At 43.3% G+C, this 1,231-nt stretch carries 1 protein-coding gene; it reads left to right on the top strand.

The genetic code is table 11. The features are described from left to right. On the top strand, positions 1-1,231 hold a 1,231-nt coding region (locus A3766_RS02100), incomplete at both ends, for an RND family transporter (protein WP_156508619.1).

Raw genomic sequence — 1,231 nt, 5'->3', positions numbered from 1 at the left:
GCTATACAGACAAGAAGGTGAGGAGCATCGCCCTGCGATGCGAATGGCCTATCGCAAAACCGGCATCCCTATATTTTTAACAACCATCACGACCATGGCGGGTATGATGGCCCTGATGATTAGCGATCTACCTCAAATAGCCATCTTTGGTTTAAATTCTGCCCTAGGTGTCGGTGTAGCTTTCATTTTTACATTATTTCTTTTACCTGTACTACTAGATCTCTGGCATCCGTATCATCTGAAAGCGTCCAAGAAAGCCGAGGCAAAGAAGAGCAAGTATGCGTCGGGTGGAGGTGCAGGAAGAGCAAGTTCGCTTCAACACTTCCTTGATAAAATACCCGCGTACATTAAAAGAAAGAGTAAAGTTGTCACGCTTTGTTATATCGCGCTTTTCGGCTTGTTTGTAATTGGTACGCTTCAAGTAAAAATTGACTCAAATTTAGTCGAATTGGCAAAAGAAGATGCACCGATTCGGGTTACTTACGATTTGGTCGACAAGGAGATGATGGGGGCACAGAATCTCGAGTTTATTGTTGACATGAAATCGTCTGATGCGCTTAAAGAACCGGCAGTACTTAAGGTGATTGATGCCTTCCAGGCTCACTTGGTCGAAACCTACCCTGACAGCGTTGTTAAAACCTTTTCTTTGGCTGATTTCGTAAAAGATACAAATAAGGTAATGCATGAAGGGGACCCCACTTATGATCGCGTGCCGGAAGACCCAGTTCTAGCGGCGCAGCTCCTTTACCTCTTTGATAATGCCAACAGCCGAGACCGAAGAAATGTTGTAAGCGATGACTACTCCAAGACTCATATTTCAGCTCAATTGCGGAACAAGGGCTCGTTCGAATACACCCATTTCTTTGAGCAGGTTCAACTTGACCTAGATCGTTATTTTGAACCTTTAAAGGCTCAGTATCCAGATCTTGAAGTAAGTGTTACAGGTCAGTTAGCCTTAATGATGGAGTTAATCGATCACATCAGCTGGGCACAAATCAAGAGTTTCGCTTTTGCACTGGTTATTATCACAATCTTGTTAATATTCTCTTTAGGTTCTGTGCAAGCAGGGTTGATTTCAATGATTCCTAATCTCCTGCCAGCATTCTTTACCTTCGGTCTGATGGGCTTGCTAGATATACCTTTAGATACGGACACGTTGATTATTGCTCCCTTAATTATTGGTATTGCCGTGGATGACACTATTCACTTTGTTGCACATTATCGAGATGCG

It is taken from the genome of Oleiphilus sp. HI0132 (assembly GCF_001635845.1).
This window is presented reverse-complemented; position numbering and strand designations above follow the sequence as displayed.